Annotated in this window: 19 protein-coding genes; 14 read left to right on the plus strand and 5 right to left on the minus strand. The window is 38.8% G+C overall.

Translation table 11 applies throughout. The features are described 5' to 3' along the window. Positions 1-273: 273 nt before the first annotated feature. From IHV09_RS09505 to IHV09_RS09570, 14 genes are all read left to right on the plus strand, one after another. The gene (locus IHV09_RS09505) at positions 274-1,332 is read left to right on the plus strand and encodes a glycosyltransferase family 4 protein (protein ID WP_197264330.1); all 1,059 of its coding nucleotides are present in this window, start codon (positions 274-276) and stop codon (positions 1,330-1,332) included. A gap of 146 nt (positions 1,333-1,478) precedes the next feature. Then, complete coding sequence (locus IHV09_RS09510) at positions 1,479-2,594, plus strand: DegT/DnrJ/EryC1/StrS family aminotransferase (RefSeq protein WP_197264331.1); 1,116 nt, start codon at positions 1,479-1,481, stop codon at positions 2,592-2,594. A gap of 67 nt (positions 2,595-2,661) precedes the next feature. Next, positions 2,662-3,390 (plus strand): Wzz/FepE/Etk N-terminal domain-containing protein, encoded by a 729-nt coding sequence (locus tag IHV09_RS09515; RefSeq protein WP_197264332.1) that lies wholly within the window; start codon positions 2,662-2,664, stop codon positions 3,388-3,390. Continuing rightward, positions 3,383-4,393: a Gfo/Idh/MocA family protein gene (locus IHV09_RS09520; protein ID WP_197221799.1), complete on the plus strand. Its 1,011-nt coding sequence runs from the start codon at positions 3,383-3,385 to the stop codon at positions 4,391-4,393. The genes IHV09_RS09515 and IHV09_RS09520 overlap by 8 nt, the downstream gene beginning before the upstream one ends. 15 nt (positions 4,394-4,408) lie before the next feature. Then, the gene (locus IHV09_RS09525; protein WP_197264333.1) at positions 4,409-5,725 is read left to right on the plus strand and encodes a nucleotide sugar dehydrogenase; all 1,317 of its coding nucleotides are present in this window, start codon (positions 4,409-4,411) and stop codon (positions 5,723-5,725) included. Positions 5,726-5,749: 24 nt separating this feature from the next. Beyond that, a complete protein-coding gene (locus tag IHV09_RS09530) occupies positions 5,750-6,499 on the plus strand; it encodes an acyltransferase (protein ID WP_197264334.1) in 750 nt (249 codons plus the stop codon). Further along, positions 6,483-7,919 carry a lipopolysaccharide biosynthesis protein gene (locus IHV09_RS09535; protein WP_197264335.1) on the plus strand — a complete coding sequence of 479 codons (1,437 nt, stop codon included), beginning with the start codon at positions 6,483-6,485 and terminating at the stop codon, positions 7,917-7,919. The genes IHV09_RS09530 and IHV09_RS09535 overlap by 17 nt, the downstream gene beginning before the upstream one ends. After that, a complete protein-coding gene (locus IHV09_RS09540; RefSeq protein ID WP_197264336.1) occupies positions 7,912-9,498 on the plus strand; it encodes an asparagine synthase family protein in 1,587 nt (528 codons plus the stop codon). The genes IHV09_RS09535 and IHV09_RS09540 overlap by 8 nt, the downstream gene beginning before the upstream one ends. A 5-nt stretch (positions 9,499-9,503) precedes the next feature. Continuing rightward, entirely contained in the window at positions 9,504-10,559 is a 1,056-nt protein-coding gene (gene wecB, locus IHV09_RS09545) for a non-hydrolyzing UDP-N-acetylglucosamine 2-epimerase (RefSeq protein WP_197264337.1), read from the plus strand. Between the two features lie 19 nt (positions 10,560-10,578). Further along, positions 10,579-11,955 carry an oligosaccharide repeat unit polymerase gene (locus tag IHV09_RS09550; protein WP_197264338.1) on the plus strand — a complete coding sequence of 459 codons (1,377 nt, stop codon included), beginning with the start codon at positions 10,579-10,581 and terminating at the stop codon, positions 11,953-11,955. Beyond that, on the plus strand, positions 11,952-13,058 hold the full coding sequence (locus IHV09_RS09555; RefSeq protein WP_197264339.1) for a glycosyltransferase: 1,107 nt from the start codon (positions 11,952-11,954) through the stop codon (positions 13,056-13,058). The genes IHV09_RS09550 and IHV09_RS09555 overlap by 4 nt, the downstream gene beginning before the upstream one ends. Continuing rightward, positions 13,055-14,140, plus strand: coding sequence for a glycosyltransferase (locus tag IHV09_RS09560; protein ID WP_197264340.1), 1,086 nt, complete (start codon positions 13,055-13,057; stop codon positions 14,138-14,140). Before IHV09_RS09555 ends, IHV09_RS09560 begins: the two co-directional genes overlap by 4 nt. Further along, positions 14,141-15,004, plus strand: a complete 864-nt coding sequence (gene galU / locus IHV09_RS09565) for a UTP--glucose-1-phosphate uridylyltransferase GalU (RefSeq protein WP_197264341.1) — start codon at positions 14,141-14,143, stop codon at positions 15,002-15,004. It begins immediately after the preceding gene. Between the two features lie 10 nt (positions 15,005-15,014). Beyond that, positions 15,015-16,232 carry a glycosyltransferase family 4 protein gene (locus IHV09_RS09570; protein WP_197264342.1) on the plus strand — a complete coding sequence of 406 codons (1,218 nt, stop codon included), beginning with the start codon at positions 15,015-15,017 and terminating at the stop codon, positions 16,230-16,232. 196 nt (positions 16,233-16,428) lie between these two features. Here IHV09_RS09570 and IHV09_RS09575 read toward each other — a convergent pair whose 3' ends face one another. The 5 genes from IHV09_RS09575 to IHV09_RS09595 all read right to left on the minus strand — a co-directional run bounded on the left by IHV09_RS09575 (position 16,429) and on the right by IHV09_RS09595 (position 22,760). Then, the gene (locus IHV09_RS09575) at positions 16,429-16,572 is read right to left on the minus strand and encodes a hypothetical protein (protein ID WP_197264343.1); all 144 of its coding nucleotides are present in this window, start codon (positions 16,570-16,572) and stop codon (positions 16,429-16,431) included. Between the two features lie 340 nt (positions 16,573-16,912). Then, positions 16,913-18,418, minus strand: coding sequence for a SpoIID/LytB domain-containing protein (locus IHV09_RS09580; protein WP_197264344.1), 1,506 nt, complete (start codon positions 18,416-18,418; stop codon positions 16,913-16,915). Between the two features lie 5 nt (positions 18,419-18,423). Continuing rightward, positions 18,424-19,086 (minus strand): SH3 domain-containing protein, encoded by a 663-nt coding sequence (locus tag IHV09_RS09585; protein ID WP_197264345.1) that lies wholly within the window; start codon positions 19,084-19,086, stop codon positions 18,424-18,426. A gap of 30 nt (positions 19,087-19,116) precedes the next feature. Then, positions 19,117-21,534, minus strand: coding sequence for an SH3 domain-containing protein (locus IHV09_RS09590; protein WP_197264346.1), 2,418 nt, complete (start codon positions 21,532-21,534; stop codon positions 19,117-19,119). A gap of 179 nt (positions 21,535-21,713) precedes the next feature. Continuing rightward, on the minus strand, positions 21,714-22,760 hold the full coding sequence (locus IHV09_RS09595) for an LCP family protein (protein ID WP_231618240.1): 1,047 nt from the start codon (positions 22,758-22,760) through the stop codon (positions 21,714-21,716). Positions 22,761-22,838: the final 78 nt, after the last annotated feature.

Below are 22,838 nucleotides of genomic sequence, written 5' to 3' on the forward strand. Positions count from 1 at the left end.
ATCATATTTTGACGAATATTGGTGTTATTTACATATTAAATAATTTCAAATCGGTATACCAGAAAACTATTCCGGTATACGAAGGATATCGGGTAGAGAATTGGTGAACATTGCATCGTTAAATTGTTAGCATTTAGGGGAATGTATGAATAAGATTAGACTTTGTGAAGATTTATTAACAAATGTCAAAGATCTTAAAAAAAGATTGATTTTCCACTTTCATGTGATACGATTATTCTCGAAGCTTTTTAAATATATTTGAGGGGATATAAAATGAATTGGATATTAATTTTAGCCTCCATCGCTTCTTTCATAACTGTACTAATTGTGACACCATTCGTCATTAAATTAGCTATCAAAATTGGAGCTACCGACAAACCGAATAGCAGAAAAGTTCATGAAAAAGTTATGCCGAGACTTGGTGGTCTTGCAATCTTTATCGGAGTTATGGTTGGTTTTTACGTAAGTGGCTTATATAAAGAACAAGTGACCGCCATTTCAATTGGTGCCATTGTCATTATTGCCATTGGTATCATGGATGACATGATGGAGTTATCCGCGAAAACAAAGCTGCTTGGTCAAATTTTAGCTGCAGCGGCTGTTGTGGCAAGTGGATTGAAAATTGATTTCCTAACCATCCCGTTCATCGGTATGTTTGATTTAGGCTGGTGGACTTATCCGATTACGATTCTTTGGATCGTAGGGATCACAAACGCCATTAACTTAATTGATGGACTTGACGGATTGGCTGCAGGTACATCTTTTATTGTAATCACAACGATTGCATTTATGGCGGGAATAGCTGGAAAGGCATTAATCTTCGGACTTGCTCTAATCTTATTAGGAAGCATACTTGGTTTCCTGTTTTATAACTTTCATCCAGCAAAGATTTTCATGGGGGATACGGGTGCCTTATTCTTAGGTTACGGAATAGCCATCCTCTCATTACTAGGACTCTTTAAGAGTGTAACGCTCTTTAGTTTTATCGTTCCGATTATTATCCTGGGTGTTCCGGTATTTGATACAACATTTGCGATCATCAGAAGAATTGTAAACAAGCGTCCAATCTCAAGCCCGGATAAATCTCATTTGCATCATAGACTTTTAGCATTAGGATTGTCGCATCGAAATACGGTATTAGCGATCTATGGCTTAGGTGTTATCTTTAGTGTAAGTGCAGTTGTTTTCTCAAGAACAACACTTTGGGGATCCGTACTCATCATTTTTGCCCTTTTAGTTGTTACTGAGATCATTGCAGAAGTCATTGGTTTGGTACATGTGAAGTACAGACCATTTATGGCGATTTATCGAAAAGTTACAGGAAGACAGTAGATACCGCCGTTTGTGAGCTTTTGCTCACGAACGGTTTTTTAGAGAGAAAATTATAAAGTTAAGGACATACTAAAAAAGTGTGGTACAATGTCTTTGGTTGTACCAAATCTCGCTTTTTTTAGACAATATGGAGGTTTATTTTTACTATGCAAATACCAATGTTAGATCTTTCAGAGCAGTATCAGTCTTTAAAAGAGGAAATGCTTACAGTACTTGATGAAGTAATGTCATCTTCTCGTTTTATCCTTGGTGATAACGTAAAAAAATTAGAAGCTGATGTTGCAGCATATAGCAACGTTAAAAACGCTATCGGAGTTGCTAACGGAAGTGATGCAATACATATTGCACTTCAAGCATGTGGAGTTAAACAAGGTGATGAAGTAATCACTACACCTTTCACGTTCTTTGCAACAGCTGGAGCTATTGCAAGAGCTGGCGCTACTCCTGTATTTGTTGATATTGATCCAGTAACGTTTAACATTGATCCTGCTAAGATTGAAGCAGCTGTTACGGACAAAACAAAAGCAATTATTCCTGTTCACCTTTATGGACAAATGGCTGACATGGATCCAATTGTAGAGATCGCTAAAAAGCACAACATATATATCGTTGAAGATGCAGCACAAGCTATTGGTGCTTCATATAAAGGCAAAAAAGTTGGAGAGCAAGGAGATGCAGCTACATTCAGTTTCTTCCCAACTAAAAACCTTGGTGCATATGGTGACGGCGGTATGATTGTTGCAAACAACGATGAGATCGCTGATACAATGCGCGTAATCCGTGTACACGGAAGTAAGCCGAAATATTACCATCACATTCTAGGTTACAACAGCCGCCTTGATGAATTACAAGCAGCTGTATTGAATGTGAAGTTTCCTCATTTAGATAAGTGGAGCTCTTTACGCAGAGAAAAAGCTAAAAATTATACAGAATTGCTAACAGAAGCTTTGGGTGACAAAGTTGTTACGCCAGTTGAAGCTGAAGATCGTTATCACGTGTTCCACCAATATACAATTCGTGTTGAAAAACGTGATGAGCTTCAAAAGTTCTTGCAAGAGAACGGTGTGCAAACGATGGTTTACTACCCGCTTCCATTGCATGTTCAACCTGTATTCAAAGAGCTTGGATATAAAGAAGGAGATTTCCCGATCTCTGAAAAAGCTGCAAAAGAAGCTGTTTCACTTCCAATGTTCCCTGAATTGAAGATTGAGCAACAAAAGTATGTTGTAGAGCAAATTGCAGCATTCTATAAACAAGCCTAGTGACGATGCCCCCTGGTTCTGAGGGGGCTTTTATTTCATTTTTATGAATCGAGCGGAGGTATAGGTAGTGACAGAGAATAAAGAAAGATTTGTTCTGTACGAATACTTGTCATTTTTTTGGAAGAAAAAGTGGCTTTTTGTAATATTACCAATAGTTGCTCTTTTGATTGGTGCCCTATTAAGTATGTTGCAGAGTGCGAACTATACAGGGAAAGCGATCGTGTATGTAGGTGACGTTCGTGATATAAGCACTGATCCTGAAATTATTCAAAGCAGGTACAAGGATAAGGTCACGAAAAACAGCCTTGAAGTTAAAGTAGATCAAAAAGATTTAATTACGATTTTAGTTAAAGGCGATGATCGAGAAGAGATAAAAAAAGAATTAAATGATGTTGTCAAAGGTCTAAATTCAGATCTTAAAGCTGAAGCGAAATTAATGATTGATGTTACACAAGTAGGGATAGACCAAAAGACTAAAAAACAAGAATTACTTTCTGAATTAATCGAAGCTTTTATAAAACAGTCCGAAGCCGGAGATGTTGATCTAGAAGAACAAACCAGACTCTTAGAGTATCAGTATAACTTACAAGAATACTCAGACAGTATTCAAAGAATGGAAGAGGACATTAAGCTCTTCGAAAACCCTAAAACAATTGATAACGAAGTAACCACCGACCCTAAGCATCTTAAAACAAACATGCTCTTAGGTTTTGTAGCAGGTATCTTCTTAACCATCATTACACTTATCGTATGGAAATATATCGTCAATGCCAGGAGGTTCTACAAACATGATTAATTTCGCAATAGTGGGCATGGGGCACATTGCTAAAAAACATATTGATGCTATTGAAAAAGCTGAAGGCGCTAAGCTTGTTGCCGTTTGTGACAACAACGCTGATCGACTTGAGGAATATCAAGGGACGTACGAAACTTATACAGATCTTGATGAGATGTTAAAAGTAAACCCTGAGATTCATGTCGTAAATATTTGTGTACCTTCAGGGCTTCATGCACGATTAACGAAAATCGTAGCTAGTCACAACAAGCATATTATCGTTGAAAAGCCGATGTCTCTAAAACTTGAAGATGCAGAAGAAATGATTCAAACAGCAAAAGAAAAAGGTGTTAAATTGGCTGTTGTTCATCCAAACCGCTTCAGACCAGCTGTTATGAAGCTAAAAGAGAAGATGGAAGCAGGCAGTTTCGGGAAATTGAGTCACGCAAACGCAACAGTTCGCTGGAACCGTGGTCAAGAGTATTATGATCAAGCTCCTTGGCGTGGAACAAAAGAATTTGATGGCGGCGTTCTAATGAACCAAGCGATTCACAACCTTGACCTTCTATTATGGTTCATGGGTCCAGTAGAATCCGTACAAGCTATGGCGGCGACACGCTTCCGCAAGATCGAAGCAGAAGACGTATCAGCTGCTGTTGTAACATTTAAGAGCGGAGCAATTGGTGTCATTGAAGCAGCAACTACGATCTATCCAAAGAACTTAGAAGAGTCTCTTGCGATTTTTGGAGAAACGGCTTCTGTAAAAATCAGTGGTTCCAATGCTTTATTCCTAGATACATGGGATATTGAAGGTGAGCCTGAAGATGCGAAAGATCGTTTTAATGAGAGCATTAAAGATAATCCACTAGGTAAACCAGGCCATCAATGGATCGTTGAAGATATGGTAAAAGCGGTTCAAGAAGACCGTGAGCCAATCGTAAATGGTGAAGATGGACTTGCACCTGTTAAATTAATATTAGCGATGTTAGAATCAGCCGAAAAAGGCACAAAAGTTAACTTATAAAGGGGATTAATTAAAATGAGTATGGCAGAAAACTTATTAAATAAAATTGAAAATAAAGAAGCAGTAATCGGAGTAGTAGGACTAGGATATGTAGGGCTTCCTCTAGCAGTTGAAAAAGCAAAAGCTGGATATAAAGTTATTGGCTTTGACGTACAACAAGCTCGTGTTGATCAAGTAAACTCTGGAATTAACTACATTGGAGACGTCGTAGATGCAGATCTTAACGAGATGATTTCTGCAGGACGTCTTGAAGCTACAACAGACTACGCTCGTATTCAAGATGTTGATGCAGTTGCGATCTGTGTACCAACTCCACTTGATACGTACATGCAGCCCGATACTTCATATGTAGAAAGCTCTGCAAATGAAATTGCTAAATACGCACATGAAGGTATGCTAGTTGTTCTTGAATCTACAACTTACCCTGGAACTACAGAAGAAATCGTAAAGCCTGCACTTGAAAAAGCGGGTCTTGTAACAGGTGAGAACGTATTTATTGCGTATTCTCCAGAGCGTGTAGATCCAGGTAACAAAGACTTCAACACGAAGAACACACCTAAAGTTGTAGGTGGGATCACACCAAACTGTACGAAAGTAGCGGCTTCTTTATACCGTGCTGTTCTTGAAGGGGATGTACATGAAGTATCTACTCCTGCAGTAGCTGAAATGGAAAAGATCTTCGAAAACACGTTCCGTCACATCAATATCGCTCTTGCAAACGAAATGGCGATTCTTTGCCAACGTATGGGGATTGATGTTTGGGAAGTAATCGATGCTGCGAAAACAAAACCATACGGATTCATGGCGTTCTACCCAGGACCAGGTCTTGGCGGTCACTGTATTCCGATCGATCCGTTCTATTTAACATATAAAGCACGTGAATATAACTATCACACGCGTTTGATCGAACTTGCTGGTGAGATCAACAACGCGATGCCTGAATACGTAGTAGACCGTGCGATGCGTCTTCTTAACGAAGATGGAAAAGCACTTCGTGGAAGTAAAGTGGTTGTACTTGGTGTGGCATATAAAAAAGACATCGACGATATGCGTGAATCTCCAGTATTGCCAATCTTGACTCAAATGAAAGAAAACGGTGCAGATGTGACTGTAGTAGATCCATTTGTTCCATCATTCCGTTTGAACGGTGAAACGGTTGAAACGTATAACTTAACACCAGAACTTTTACAAGATGCGGATCTTGTACTATTAACAACTGATCACAGCAACTTTGATTATGAAATGATCGCACAAAACAGCTCTGTATTGTTTGATACGCGTAATGCGATGAAGAACGTTGAAAACAAACCAGCTCGTTACGTTAAGCTTTAATCCAAACTTTAGGGGGATAACTTCATGAACTTTGTTGATTCTTCAGTACACATTGATTCTTCTGTACAAATTGGACATTTTTCAGTAATCGAAAAAGGTGCGAAAATCGGGAAGAACGTAATTGTTGGAAACCGAGTTACGATTCATGCAGACACTGAAATTGGTGATAACTCAACCATTTCTGATGGAGCTGTATTAGGTAAGCCGCCTAAACCTGCTAAAACAAGTACGGTAAAGCTTAGTGATAACATTCCTGCTTTAACGATCGGAGAAGATGTAACAGTTGGAGCGAACGCGGTTATCTATCGGGGAGCTGAGATCGGCGCTAATACGTTGATTGCTGATCTTGCAAGTGTTCGTGAAAATGTTCAAATCGCTGATTATGTGATTGTTGGCCGTGGTGTTACAGTTGAAAACCATGTGAAGATTGGTACACGCACGAAGATACAATCTAATTCATACATCACAGCTTATACGACGCTAGAAGACCATGTATTTATCGCACCATGTGTAACAACAACGAATGATAACTTTATGGGTCGTACAGAAGAACGTTTCGATAAGATCAAAGGTGCAATCGTGAAGCGTGGAGCACGTGTTGGTGGAGCTTCAATCATCTTACCTGGTATTACAGTTGCAGAAGAAACGTTTGTAGCTGCAGGTGCTTTAGTTACGAAAGACACTGAGCCGAAAATGGTCATCAAAGGTGTACCAGCTAAAATAACAAAGGAAGTTCCAGATCGGGAGTTGTTGGAATTTGCTCGCACAAATTAAGCGTTTAGGAGGGGATTCCCTCCTTTACGCATTTATGAATCTAGGTACAAAATTTATTGCCTTTTTAATGTTTCCAATCTATACGTACTATCTGACTCCTTCTGAATATGGAGTAATAGACTTAATAGATTCAACCACAGCGATGTTAACGTTTATCGTGATTTTTGGAACAGATTCTGCTCTTGCTTTTTATTATTTTGATGTAAAAGACAAGGCGAAAAGGTGGGCCTATGTACAAAACGTTCTTACGTTTCGTCTCATGGTCGCTTTTTTCTTTGTTCTCATCGTTTTAATCGCGGGTTACAGCATCTCTGATGTTTTATTAAAAGACGCAGGTTACTTTAATGCACTCTTATTTGCAGTTGGCGTTCTCTTTATAGACACCATCTTTGCACTCGTATTAACCGTTTTTCGGTATGAGTACAAAACATTAAGAGTTGTTCTTTATACCGTTGGAAAGATGCTATTGATAGCAGTCATCTCTTATGTGTTCTTAAAGTATATCTGGACTTCTGTAGAAGGAATTATTGCTGGAAGATTAATCGCTGTATTATTCGTATTGCTTTTGATCGGTAAACCATTACTTCCGTTTTTACGATTGAAGTTTGATAAACCGTTGCTAAAAGAAGTGTTAAAATATGCGGCTCCACTTGTTCCAGCCTCTATCGCATTTTGGGTGATCGTAAACTCAAACCGTTTCTTTTTAAGTGAGTTCGGTTCAATGGAGGATGTCGGAATCTACGGTTCAGCTATGAAATTTGCTACTCTTATTACGCTCGTAACGAGTGGGGTACAGATGGCTTGGCGTCCTTATTCAATGGAACTGAAGAACAAAGAAGGTAATGAGCAATTATTCGCTAAATTATACTTAGGTATCCTACTGATAGGACTGTTTGGCGTTATGGCAATCACTACTGTGATGCCATGGGTCATCCAAGTATTGGACGATGCATATGTGGCATCCTATCAATATGTTGGGCTAATTTCAGCAGTTACATTCTTGAACTTTTATTATTTAATCATTTCAGTAGGTTTATTTGTAAAAAAAGAAACAAAGTATATTTCTTATTATTTTGGCGTGGCTGCTATTGTAAATGTCATCTTAAACTTAGTATTAATACCGAAGCTTTCCATTTGGGGAACGGTTGTTGCGTACTTAATCTCGTACGTGATTGCAGTGGTATTAATCTTTCATAAGAGCCAGAAAGTATACTATATTCCAATTTCTTTCTTTAAAATGTCTGCGCTTTTCATCAGTACGATTATTCTGGTTAGTTCAATGGTCTGGATTCAGGAGAATGACGCTGTTTCCGATTGGCATGTACTTACTGCATGGGTTGTTTTCTTCCTACTGATCGGTATCAGCCGTGTGGACAAAGACTTTAGAAAAAAAGGACATTTGGGAGGTTCAATTGAGTAATTTGATTCAAGTGAAACTTCAACAAAATAGATGGAGAAGTGTTTCTCATGATGAGCAGCGGCTTTTCCTAAATGGGTATGCCTACAAAGATGGTAGCTTATTGCAGGATGAAGATTTTCTTAGTTTATTGCAATCTGGTGTGATCACGAAAGATTTTGCAGAGCGTTTATCAGGAGAATTTGCGTTTATCTATTCTAATCCTGAATTCTCAATCGCTTCAGTCGATCGAAAACGTTCTATACCCTTGTTTTTCTATCAAGACCACTCGGGATGGAATGTAACGGATCATCTTTATGCTGACCCTGTTCAACAAGGTATAGATGATCTTGCTCTATACGAATATGCGATAACAGGCTACACCGCAAAAGATCGAACACTTTTTAAAGGTGTAAAACAAGTACAAGCTGGTGAATATGTCGTTTTCACTGGACAAGATCTACATCGTCATACGTATTACAAGTTCTTTCACCATCCTGAAGAGATGTCAGAAGAAGAGGCAGTTGCCCAACTATCAACAGTTCTTCACAACACGTTCAGCAAGCTTTACGAACGTGTGAAAAACCAAAATGTGATGATACCTTTGAGTGGGGGATATGACTCTAGGATTATTTCTCTTCTATTAAAAGAGCAGGGTGCGACAAACATCGAAGCCTTTACTTATGGTAGAGCAGGAAATCCAGAGTCTGCAAAAAGTAAAGAGATAGCCGACCGTCTTGGCTTTAAATGGACGTTCTATCCTTACCAGAGAAGTGACTGGAACAAGTGGTATCACTCTGAAGAATGGAAAAAATACGAGATGTTTGCTACAAATTTCTCATCACAAGCCCACCTTCAAGATTGGCCAGCTGTTACAGAGATCGCTAAGGGAGCGGAAGAACCGTTTACTTTTATACCAGGACATTCTGCAGACTTTACTTTCGGTGGGCACATTCCGCCTGATCTTGCAGTAGATCGCGAGTTTCCAATCGAAGTGGTATTGCGCGAGATTAAAAGGAAACACCATAAGTTATGGGTAACGTCAGATAGGGAAGTCAATGACAGAATTGATCATGAGATCTTAGAGACGATTAAAGAGTTTCCGTATCAAACGAATAACGGTGCGAGCTCCATGTATGAATATTGGAACTCTAAAGAGAGACAGTCCAAGTTCATTATTCATGCTGTCAGAGCGTACGATTATTACGATCAAAACTGGGAAATCCCACTATGGGACGATGAGATCATGCATTTCATCCTTCGCGTGCCGTTGCATTTAAGATATAAAAAGTATTTATATGATCTAACTCTTCATACGTTGTATCCAGACTTTTTCCCAAAACCGGTTAAGACGGATATGGCATCTGTTCAAGGAACGAACAAACAGAGCGCTGTTTATAACCTTCTTCGTAAAGGATACCGAAAGAAAAAGCTTTTGGAGCAATACCACAAAGATCCGATGGAGTGGTATGGAATTACGGGTTCATATAAAGATTACTTAAGCAAACTATCGTTTAAACTTAATGGGCATACTTTTAAAAACCCATACAATATTAATTCTTTTTTAGTACAAGAGTTTATTAAATCCAACGTAAAGGGTTGATTTTCATGAAGATTATTACGGTCTTAGGTGCGCGTCCTCAGTTTATAAAAGCAGCACCTGTATCACGTGAATTAAGAAAAAAACATACAGAACTTATTATTCATACAGGTCAGCACTATGATGCGAACATGTCTGACATTTTCTTTGAAGAGCTACACATTCCAAAACCTGATTTTCATTTAGGTATTGGTTCAGGATCTCATGGTAAACAAACGGGTGAGATGCTTGCTGAGATCGAGAAGATTATCTTAGACGAAAAGCCTGATTATCTACTCGTATATGGTGATACGAATTCTACATTAGCAGGTGCACTTGCAGCAGCGAAACTACATGTTCCCGTTATCCATATCGAAGCAGGACTGCGCAGCTTCAACAAGAGAATGCCAGAAGAGATCAACCGTATAATGACAGATCATGTTTCAGAATACTTATTCTGTCCAACTGATACTGCTATCGAAAATCTTACGAACGAAAACATCACTCATAATGTTATCAATGTAGGTGATGTTATGTTTGATGCGGTAGAATATAACCGTCAGCTTGCTGAAGAGAAGTCTACAGTATTAGCAGACCATGAACTTACTTCAAAGGATTTTTATTTAATCACGGTTCACCGTGCCGAGAATACAGACGATCCGGAAAAGATAAAGAACATTCTGGATGCTTTCTCGAAAACAGAAGGTACGAAAGTATGGCCGATCCATCCAAGAACAAAACACAAGCTAGAATCAATTGGATTCGACCTTGCTTCTGTTCCAGGTTTAAAAGTGATTGAGCCAGTTGGCTACTTGGACATGTTGACTCTTGAATACCATGCAAAGAAAATTCTTACTGATTCAGGTGGCGTTCAAAAAGAAGCTTACTTCATGGAGGTGCCATGTGTTACATTGCGTGAACAAACAGAGTGGGTGGAAACACTTGAAGGTGACGCTAACATCTTAGTCGGTACAGATGTGGGCAAAATATTAGATGCGGTACAAAAAGATGTAAACCCTTCTTATCAGCCTGTGTTTGGTGATGGAAAAGCTTCTGAGAAAATCGTAGATATTTTACAGTCCTAGATAAAACGGGAGGAAAATCATGCTGTTTGTACTAATTTGGATCGCTGTTTTGGCAGCTTCCATTATGTTTTTTAAATATGCTGCAGGAACATTATCTATATTAAAACCTAATATGCTATCCATTTCATTCTACTACTCACTTTTAGTATCAAGTTTTATTGGTTCGATCTTTATCGTTACAGATACCGATCACTATTACATGATACGTAAGATAAAAGATGAAGAAGTTCGCATCATAGGTTTTTTTATCATATGTGCAGTTATGTTTTTCCTCCCTTTAATCATGTCTATCGTATCAAGGCTTGCAGGCTTTAAGGCGGAGAAAGAGTTCGAGAACTATTTGAATGCTCCAGTCGTTCTTCCGTTTGAAGGGAGAAAGAATGAATTTACTTTATTATTTTCAGCCCTTTCGTTTATCTGTTTGTTAGCTGTAGCGTATACGATGTTAAAGTTAGACAAAATACCGTTGCTCGAACTTTTAAAAGGTTCTTCCAATCTAGGGGAACTTCGAATAGAAGCATCTAGAGGATTTAAAGGAAATGTGTTTATACGAAACATCTTTGCGATCGCCTTAACACCTGTTCTTTCATTAGTAGCGTATATTTATTACGTTAGAACAAGAGCACCACACTGGCATTTATTATTTCTTGCCTTGTTTGGCGCATCTATTCTAATTATGACCTATGATCTTGCGAAATCACCTGTATTCTTTTATTTCATCAGTTTCATTTTATTGAAGATCTATGTAGGGACGTTACGATTCAATTGGAAACGGGTATTTCTGTATGGGTTCTTAGGAAGCTCGTTATTAATACTAATGTATGTATTCATTCAAGGAGCAAACAGTTTAGATGCCTTCTTAGGATATAATAAAGGCCCAATCGGAAGACTTATCTTTGCTCAAATTTCACCAACGTATATGCACCTTGATTATTTTGGCGATGTTGTTCCATATCTTTACGGCCAGAGCTTTCCTGGTATTATTTCCGACCTATATAATATGGATCAAGTAAGATCCGGAAGAATTGCGATGATGCACTTCTTTCCAGCCAAGATAGAAGATGGAACGGGTGGTGTGCTTAACACATTATTCGTAGCAGAAGCGTTTGCGAACTATTCCTATTTAGGCGTATTTCTATCCATTCTATATGTAGGTGTACTTATTCAAGTATTGTATATTTGTTTCTTACGATTACCGAAGAATCCTGTATTCTTAAGTTTATTTATCTACTTCACCATTAATATTCCTCGAACATTAGTGGGAGGATTTGTAGATTTTATCGTTAATCCAATTTGGCTGATCGTTACGGCCGCACTATTAGGCAGTCTGTTTGTCGTTCGCTTAAGGCTAGAGGCAACAGCATTCATGAAACGAAAAGGAGAAATAGGAAGATGAAACGTGTTTTAGTCTATTATCCATTTGCTGTGTCAAAAAAGGCGGACAGTGGGTCAAAACTTCGTCCAGTTGAAATGTTAAAAGCTTTTCATCAGTGGGGAAAGCAAGAGCAAGTTGAAATCATTGAAATTCATGGTCATTCAACGGAAAGAGAAAAACAGTTCGAACTGCTAAAACAAAATGGCAAATTAGAAAATCTTATGTTTTGCTATATGGAGAATCAAACGATTCCCATCTGGTTAACTGATCCTGGCCATATTCCTAAAAAGCCTTTCATTGATCGAAAGGTATTGAACTTTTTAAACGAAAAAAATGTACCAGTAGGTATTTTCTATAGAGACGTGTATTGGAAATTTGATGACCTGTATCCGCTTAAAGGAATCAAGAAAAAAGTGATGCAGTTCATCTATCGAAGAGAAGAAGCCTTTTATCAAGAATATATGGACGCGATCTTTTTGCCGAGTGCTGAAATGGGCAAACATGTACATATTAACGTACCAATGGTGCCGTTACCTCCAGGCGGAAAAGAGGCAGAGCTACATCAAAGAAAAATTTCAGGTATTAATGGGCTTTATGTTGGTGGAATCAACAATCCAGATTATGGACTTCCACTACTACTTGATGCTCTAGAGAGAATCAATAAAGATGCTATAAACTGTAAGTTAACAGTTGTTTGCCGTCAGAATGAGTATGATGCCCTTTCTGCAACAGAAAAGAAAAGACTTACAGATTTAGATGTTGAACTTCAACATATTAGTGGTCAAGAACTTACAGATTTATATCAAAAGATGGATTTTGCATTCATCCCTCGTTACCGAAGTGAATATAACGATTTTTCTGTACCAGTTAAGCTTGTAGAATATTTATCGCATCACTTACCAGTAATTGCTACAGACTGTTCTGCACAGAAAAGCTTTATTGAGAGCGGAAACTATGGTGTGGTTTGTCAGGATAATCCGGACAGCATGGCAGATGCCATTCAGCAGATGCTTACTCAATCTTTAAGTCTTCGTAAGAACATTGAAGATACATTCATGGAAAAACACTCATGGCTAAGCCGTGTTAATACCGTTCATAGAACACTTATGAAGGAGGAACTATGAAGATATTATTATTTGCTCCAGGAAAATCGATTCACACTCATAAGTGGGCACTTTTTTTCAAAAATAGAGGACATGAAGTACGTGTCGTAACTTTCTTAGATCATTATTCAGAAGAGAACGCGAAAGAAATCAAAACGTATTCTCTTAAGAAACGTTTGCCTGGTAAGTTGTCGTATTTTAGTTCAGTAGGGCAATTGAAGAAAATCCTAAGTGATTTTCAACCTGACATCTTTCATGCTCATTATGTTTCTAGTTACGGGTTTGTAGGTGCACTTGTTAACTTCCATCCTTACTATATCTCTGTATGGGGACGAGATGTGTATCAGTTCCCACAACAAGGAAAAATTAACAAGCAGATGGTCGAATATGGCCTCCGTAAAGCAGACGTTATTTGTTCTACGAGTCATGTAATGGCAAAAGAAACAGGAAAATACACGAATAAACCGATTCCGGTAACTCCATTTGGAGTAGACCTATCGAAATTCAAACCAGCTTTTGAACAACGAGAAAATCAAGAAGAGATTACGATTGGAACAGTAAAAGCGTTATCCGATAAATACGGAATAGGCGATCTGATTAAAGCCTTCCATCGCATCCAATCTAAACATCCAAACACGAAACTCATGATCGTTGGTGATGGTCCACAGCGTGAAGAGTATGAAGAATTATGCCGCACGTTAGGCATAGATCAGAAAGTTACGTTTACTGGAAAGGTGCCAAATCCTGAGGTGCCTAACTATATAAACAAGATGAGTATCTTTGCGGTTCCTTCTACAGAAGATAGTGAGAGCTTTGGTGTTGCAGCTGTCGAAGCGCAAGCATGTGGGGTACCAGTTGTTGTATCTAACGTAGGTGGTCTACCCGAAGTTGTTAAAAACGGTGTAACCGGTTATGTCGTGCCAAAAGAAAATCCTGTAGAATTAGCCAACGCTTTTTGCAAGTTATTAGAAAATGAACAACTTCGAAAAGACATGGGACAAAAAGGAATTGCTCATGTAGAAGCTCAATATAATTGGCTAGATAATGCTCAAGGTATGCTTGAGCTATACGAACAAACCTTGTCTAAAGGGAGTGTAAGATAAATGATTAAAAAAGCAGTTATCCCAGCAGCTGGATTAGGAACACGTTTTCTTCCAGCTACAAAAGCACAACCGAAAGAGATGTTACCAATCGTAGACAAACCTACGATTCAATATATTATTGAAGAAGCAGTGAAGTCAGGTGTTGAAGATATCATCATCGTTACAGGAAGAAACAAAAGAGCGATTGAAGATCACTTTGATAAGTCTGTTGAACTTGAATTATTGCTAGAGCAAACAGGCAAGAAAGAACTGCTTAATATTGTAGAAGAGATTTCAAACATGGTTGATATCCATTACGTCCGTCAAAAAGAACCACTTGGCCTTGGACATGCTGTTCTATGTGCTAAAAAGTTTATAGGCAACGAGCCGTTCGCTGTTCTATTGGGTGACGACATTATTGATAGTGAAGTTCCTGGATTAAAGCAGATGGTTGACCAATATAACAACGTACAATCAAGTGTATTAGGTGTTAAAGAAGTCCCAACATCTGAGGTTAACAAGTATGGTATCGTTGATTTTAGCGAGACAGAAGGCAACCTATCTAAAGTAAAAAGCTTGGTAGAAAAGCCTGCTATCGAAGAAGCACCATCTAACCAAGCTATCATTGGGCGATACATCTTAACTCCTGAGATCTTCAATATCTTAGAAAATGTGAAACCAGACGCTAAAGGTGAGATTCAACTAACTGATGCGATCGACCAACTGTTAGAAAAAGAGTCTGTCTATTCCTATATTCTTGAAGGGCAACGATACGATGTTGGAGACAAGTTTGGATTCCTGCAAGCATCTATTGATTTTGCTCTAAAGAGAGATGATTTAAAAGAAAAGCTTTCTATGTATTTAAAACAAAAGATGTCTTTTTAAGAGGTAAGTTATGAGAATTATTTTTTTGAGTCAACAATTTCCACCCGAAGTTGGTGCGCCTCAGATTCGTTTATACGAAGTGAGCAGAGAGCTGATCGCGAGAGGTCATGATGTTGAAGTATTGACCGCTTTCCCTCACCATCCAATGGGTGTTATACCTGAAGAATATCAAGGAAAGTTTTATCAATATGAAATTTATGACGGGATTCCCGTGCATCGGTCATGGATTTATCCGAGTCCTAAAGGCAGCTTTTGGCGCCGTTTAACTTCATATTTTTCATTTACATTCAGTGCTTTTTATTCTGTGTTAAAAGCAAAACCTGCAGATGTTATCGTTTGTACGTCTCCGCCATTATTTGTCGGAATCACAGGTTATATTGCGAGTAAATTAAAGCGAGCAAAATTTGTTTTTAACGTTGCGGATATATGGCCAGAATCTGCTGTAAAGCTAGGCATTTTAACGAACAAATCGTTCATCAAGCTTGCAACTGTTCTGGAACAATTTTTGTATAAAAAAGCTTGGAAGATTGCTACTGCAACGGAAGGTATCGCAGATTACATGGTGGAGCATGGGAAGAAAAGAGACCGCGTTTTCTTGCTTCCTAATGGTGTTAATACCGATACATTTGCTCCGATGCCAAAAGATCAAGAACTGTTGAAAGAGTGGAACCTTGAAGGCAAAAAGGTTTTTGCTTATACAGGAACGATGGGGTATGCACAAGGATTGGATTCTATTCTTAAAGTAGCAAACAATCTTAAAGATTCCCATCCTCATATTCATTTCTTGTTTGTAGGAGATGGGCAAGAAAAAGAGATGCTTCTACAAATGAAGAGTGATTTAAAGCTTGATAATGTTAGCTTTCAAAAGTCAGTGCCTGTTAGCATGATGCCAAAAATCTTTTCAGTTTCTGACTTCAGCTTAGTTCCATTAAAGAATCTAGATCTATTTAAAGGTGCACGACCTTCTAAAATTTTCCCTGCACTTTCTACGGGTACACCTGTATTGTATTGTGGGGAAGGGGAAGCTGCTCAATTGATCGAATCTAATCGATGTGGGGCAGTTGCGCGACCTGAAGATGTGGAGCATATCACGCATCAGGTGATTGAGCTTGCTAACAAATCGGAAGCGGAGTACGATGATCTTTCTGCAAGTGGTCGTGATTTTGTGATTCGTGAGTTTTCTTGGAAGAAGATTGTGGATGATTTGTTGATTGAAATACAGGAATAGACAAGAAAAAGCGCCATTTGGGCGCTTTTTTGTTTGGGCTATTTTTGGTTAAGCTTTGTTGCTTTTGAAGGGGGTGATTTCCGCTCCAGGTTGCTCGCTTTCCGCGGGGCAGGCGGTGAGCCACATTCGTACGTTTCACTCTTAAGTGTCTCACCTGCCTACCTGTCCCGCAGGAGTCTCGCACCTTGCGCTTCAATCAACGGTCAATGATGGTGAAAAGATCAAAAGTCACAAGCTTTTTCAAGGGTGTTGAAAGTAGTTGATTTCCGCTCCAGGATGCTCGCTTTCCGCGGGGCAGGCGGTGAGCCACATTCGTACGTTTCACTCTTAAGTGTCTCACCTGCCCACCTGTCCCGCAGGAGTCTCGCACCTTGCGCTCCAATCAACTAGTCAATGATGATGAAAAGATCTAATTCATAATCCTTTTTCAAAGTGGTTAGAAGTAGTTGATCTCCGCTCCGGGTTGCTCGCTAAGAGAGTATTCTTGTTCCTGCGTTTAAAAAGTCATGCTACCGCAGTATACTTCCTCGTCACATGCCTTCAAGAAGCTTCTCATGTGGTAAGCACCACTTTTCGCTTCAATCAACGGTCAATGATGGTGAAAAGAGTTAAAGCACAATCTTTATTGAAGGCTGTTGGAAGCAGGTGATTTCCGTTCTAGAATGCATTTCAATCATCCTTTATTTTGTAGAAATCGTAGTTCCTTTAAAGTAATGGGTAACGATTTTTTCTGCTGTCCAGCCTTTTTCTGCATATGCTTTTGCTCCGTATTGACTCATGCCGATACGGTGACCCCAGCCTTTACCGTTTGCTACGATGCTAGCAGGATCAGTGGACTGTGATACAACTCCTGATGCTGTTTGAACGGATACTGATGAACCAGACACGTTTGATGTGCTATTAGCAAGCTGTACACCTTGACCTAAAACACTAAATTGAGACTGTTTCCCAGTGGCTGTTTGGACATTGTATGATTTGCTTGCAGTAAGGTCGAACCAGTTCGAGCGCAACAGGCTTGTACCAGACTTGAAGTACGTACGCATATTGAGTTCGTTTCCTGTAAATGATTTAGTACCAGCTGAAGTTACAAGTGTTGCTCCTCGCACTTCACCATTTTGTCCTGGCTTTGCAAGTTGGATATCATACAGAACAACATTTGAGCCGTATCCAAAGTTAGTGAGTAGCGTTCTTGATGAGAAAGATTGAGACCATGAATTGTGGGATGATTTCTCGTCAGGACTTTCCACACTTACGAGGTATGGGAAGCTGGCTTGAGATGAATTCCATACATCTGATACATTCGCTGTTCTTCCGCCACTCGTTGAGAAGAAGAACGTTTGTATAGGTTTGCCGTTATACATCACGTATTCGCCAGCCGTTTCATTTACAGCCGTTGTCGCACGGCTATCTTCTGAATTATAGCCTCGATACACTTGGCTAGATGTAGTGGCTTGCATGACGCCTGTGTTAGCTGCATAGCTACGAGCTGTGATCGCTTGTGCTTTTAAAGCTTCTTTATGCCAGCTTGCAGGCATCTCATTCGGAACGACACCTTTTAAATAATTTTCAATGTCTAAGTAATTAATGGCTTTCACATTGGAAGAGTTAGGTAAGATATCAAAACTTCCACGGTAATTCTTACTGTTTACCGTTATTAAAGAAAGTGATGGAGCAGCTTGCGGTAAAAAAGTTGTAGAACGAGAAGCCCAACCTGTAGTACCGGTTGCAGTTTTAACATTTAACCATACTTCACCAGCTGCGTTCGTAATCTGACCTATGTATTCTACTGCTTCACCTGATTTACCTGTAGCCTTCACACTGTAATTACTTGAAGCTCCTGAACGTATCGGTGTATCGTTAGAAAAAGTAGAGATCTTTACTCCGCCTTGCAGCTCCGTTAAGCTGAATCCTGCTGCAGAACTTTCTTTGATGCCGTTTGCTGAGATGGAAACTCCAGCAGCACTTTTAGATACAGCTACGTTCATATTTGGTTGAAGAAATTTTTCAGCACCTGTTGAAAGATTTTTAAGTTTGTAAAAACCTTTGATATATACGCTGTAGCTTGCAGTGTTTTGAATCTGTACCTTTACGGGTGTTTTGTAAGCAACAGGTGTAGCGGCCTGAGCACCAAGAGGTGTAACGAGCAGCATACCTGCTGTAAAAAGGGTGGCTATTCTTTTTTTCATGGTGATTATTTCACCTCACCATAAGTAGAAATCATCCAGCCTTTTACACCACTAGAAGTTTGAACGTTGTACCAAGTTTCACCAGAGCTGTTTGTAAAACTAGAAAGATACTTTAACGTTGTTCCTGATGCTACAGTTGCTACAACATCATAGCTGTTTGTTGCACCTTTACGGATGTTTACTTTAGCAGTTGTAACAACTTTAGTAGGAGCAGAAACTTGAGTAGTAGATACATCTCCAGAATAGATCCAGCCTTTAGTAGTGGCTGTTACTGTTACGCGGTACCACAATCCGCTAGTAGATTCAAATTTATCAATAACCGATAGTGTTGAACCATATGGCTTTTCTGCAAGCACTTTATATTCTGATGTTGCACCTGAACGTATTTTTGCAGCCGAACTTGATACATATACTTTGTCAGGTAATGTTGCAGGTGGCGGAGTACTGCCGTTCGCAATCGCTTCACGAAGTTGGTTGATCTCTGTTTGTTGCTGTGCGACTTTGGTTTCAAGCGAAGTGACCTTAGTTTTCATGGGATTCAACTGAGCATTTACCCATTCCACACTCGCCAATAATACATTTCCTTCAGCACTCGTTGTTCCGGCAACAGCTCCAAACGTCAAAGCCGTCCCAAGTACGCCAGCTACCCATCTTTTCTTGATATTCATAAAAAATAAATCCCCCTATACAATAATTGTTTATTGGAAAAAGTTTTCTAAACCTTTTCTAATACCTAAAGCAGCGCTTCTCCTAAATGTATCGGACGCTAACAGCTTTTCTTCATTCGGATTTGAAATATAAGCTAATTCTACTAGTGCACTTGGAAGCTCGTTCATGCGATTTACATAAAAACTCTGTTCTGTATACCCACGGTTATACGTCCCAACTTGTTGTGTCAGAGAAGCTTGTACGTCTTTTGCCATAAGCTTACTTTGTGGACCGTTAAAGGAAACAGAAGAGTTATAGAATGTTTGAGTGCCTCTAGATGTTTCATTAAATGAGTTTGAGTGAATACTAATAAAAGCATCATAATCAGAAGCGTTGGAAATATTAGTGCGTTCACTTAGCTCTAAAAAGATGTCAGTTGATCGCGTCAGTAATACAGTCGCGCCATTTGCTTCTAATTCTTGTTTTACATATTTGGCAACAGCCAAATTCACATCTTTTTCTCTCGTTTTATTGGGCCCTATTGCACCAGGATCATAATCACCATGACCAGCGTCAACAATGATTTTTTTACCAGCTAATCCTTTTTTCATAACTTTTAAATGTAAGCTATTTTCATAGTTTCGTAGAGTAAAGGTATAACTAGCGTCCAATGTAATAAGCAAAGCTTTAGTTCCATCACTGTTAGTTACCGAGGTGGTACTCGTGATACCCGGAACAGAAGAAGGGAGTTCGATGTTGGTCAAACCACCAACAATCTTAATCTGATTCGAACTAGGTAATGAATAGTCCAAGGTGATAGGTGCAGCCTTCTCCCAGCTCACGTTATGAGTAGTGCTATTTACCATGCTTACTGCAGGGTTAAGAAGTGCCTTTGGTGAAACATTTGAAACCTCGTTCTTTAGAATCCAGCCACGGGTTCCGTTTGGCATCTCAACGTTATACCAATCATTGAATGACCATAGTTTAAGCAACGGAGTTCCTGCATTAAGTTGAATGGAGATCGGATAACTTGAAGATGCTCCTTTTCTTAGACCGGTTTTAGATGTGTTATATACAGTAGGAGCTCCTGTAGCGGTCGAATACACTTCCCACGAAGGTGTCCAACCCGTTATTCCCGAACTTGTCTTTATGCTCACCCATTTTTGGTCATAAGCATTAATAAACTCTTGTTGTATGGTTACTTTTTCTCCATACGCTAATTTTGTACGTACATCGTATTGAAAGGATGCTCCTCTGTGTAAATTGGCTCCTCGAGTGCCTACATATTTCACTTCATTCATCGGTATGGGTTGAGTCGATGTCATATCAGAACGAACCCAGCCAAATTGATTTGCCGCAAATTCTACACGATACCATACTTCACCTGTACTATTTGTAAAGATATCTAAACTCTGCAATAGTGTGCCTTTTGATAGGGAAGCTAGACTTTTATAGGAGGTACTAGCACCACTACGTATTGTTGCTCCATCAATTGAGATATAAATGTTGTTAAGTTCTTTAGGTGTATCATCCAAATATTGAGATCTTACCCATCCATATGTAGAACTATTGATTTGCACGCGATTCCACTGTTCATTCAGGCTGTTCGTAAATTCATCCACAACTTTTATTTGCTCATTCAATGTGAGTGTTGCGATTGATTCATAGCTGGTTGAAGCACCTTTGTGAACATTCGTATTTGCTGTATTGATGTACATTGATCTCTCAATATTTTGCTGTGTTGTGACGGAAACATCCTCAGAAAAAATCCAGCCATGAGTGCCATTCACGTCCACTCTGTACCACTTTTCATTGGAGGCATTTACAAACTGATCAAGTATTACAGTAGGAGTATTTAGTGAGAGAAACTTTACAACATAATATTGAGAAGTTGCTCCTTTTCTAAGAGGTATGTCTGCTTTGTTTGCATATAATGTTTTTCCTATGTATGTATCTGTTTTGGATTCACTCACTAAACGTTCTTGAACCCAGCCTGTTGCGTTTGATGAGGTAGTGACTCTAAGCCATGCTTCACCGGTACTATTTACAAATCTGTCGAACGCGTGGAGTTTTTCGTTGATGGATACCGAGCTGATAGAGGGGTATGCAATCGTTGCTCCTTTTCTAATCGCAATTTTATTTGTATTCGCATATACGTCTTTAGCTGCATATTCTTGGGGATTAGCAATAGGTTGCGTTTCTAGAAATGAAGCGAGTACCCAGCCTTCAATAGCACCGAACTTAATTCGATACCAAAGCTCACCTTGACTGTTAATGAATTCATCTGTCTTCGTTACTACATCCCCTTTTAACAACTGTCCAACTGTTTCGTAGGAAGTAGTAGCTCCTTTTCTTATATTGACATAGTCACCTTTACTGACCATCTCGTTTGCTTCTGCTGATACAGATGTAACAGAAGAAACAAGCATTGTACTAAAAATTAGTCCGGAAGATATAATTTTTTTCAATTGTCAATCGCTCCTTCGGTAACTATTTTACAACAATTATTGCAAATATTGTTAAAAAAATTATAAAAAATGACATAATAGTATATTTTTTTACAATAATGGTAATAAAAAAAGCCTTTGGTCGTTAATGACCAAAGGCTTTAGAGCATATTTAAAGATTTATATTTTTTTATAGAAGTTTAGTATTCTTCGTTGTTTGAATCATTTGAACTAGAATCATTTTGATAATTGGAGTCTGAGCTCTCGATTTCTAGAATTTTTTTAAGTTCGGTACTAATTTCATCAATGGATTCGTCTCTAGGGATTTCATAAGAAACTCCACCGATCGTTTCTGGATAGGTCTCTAATTGTAAGGAATCGAACTCTTTATTCTTGATGGTTTTGTAGAAGTTGCGCATAGCAAACATTTCTTTCATCGTAACGTTTGTCTTTACATTGTTACCAAGTTGATCGATGACATTATCCGCTTTTGTGAACGAGCTGACAGAGAGTGCTTTGTCCATGATTGCTCGAATTGCTTCACTTTCACGCTCATTACGCCCGATGTCACCACGTGGATCTTGTTTACGCATACGAACAAAAGCAAGAGCTTCTTCACCATTTAAGTCCATTTCGCCTTCTTTAAAGTAAATCATTCGTTTAAAGGAAGGTTGTTTGAAATCAAATGGAACATTGACGGTAATGCCACCAAGTTCATCTACAATATCTTCAAAACCGTTAAAATTTGTTGATACAAAATAATCAATTGGAACATCTAATAATTCTTCTGTGGCTTCCATAACAGCTTTTTCTCTAGCTTCTTTATCGCCGTAAGCATAAGAATGATTGATTTTGTCTTTTCTGTCCACTGCAGGGATATAAGTACGTGTATCCCGTGGAATATTAACCATCGCAGCTTCTTTTGTAGTTGGATTAATCGTAATAAGTTTTACTACGTCCGCACGACCCACATCATTTTCTTGATAATTTTCAATACCCACGAGTAGAATCGTCACTGGATCTTTTCCGAGCTTTACATCATCTATGCGCAAATCAGATTTGCTATCACCAAGTTCAACAAAGCTTTTATCTGCATTTGCTTTAATTTTATATGCTAAATATCCACCATAACCAGCGGCACTTAAAACGAATAAAAGGGTAACTACTAATACGAAACGCATAAATCGACGAAACGGGCTTTTCTTACGTTTTCTTCTTCTTACCCTTGTGTTTTTTATTTGATTCATAAAAATGTAAACTCCCTCTAGTCCAATAGTATTGGAAGTATTAATCGTTTATAACTCTTTCATAATAGCGTATGAGAC

This window comes from Fictibacillus sp. 23RED33, assembly GCF_015903925.1.
Classification (GTDB): Bacteria; Bacillota; Bacilli; order Bacillales; family Fictibacillaceae; genus Fictibacillus; species Fictibacillus phosphorivorans.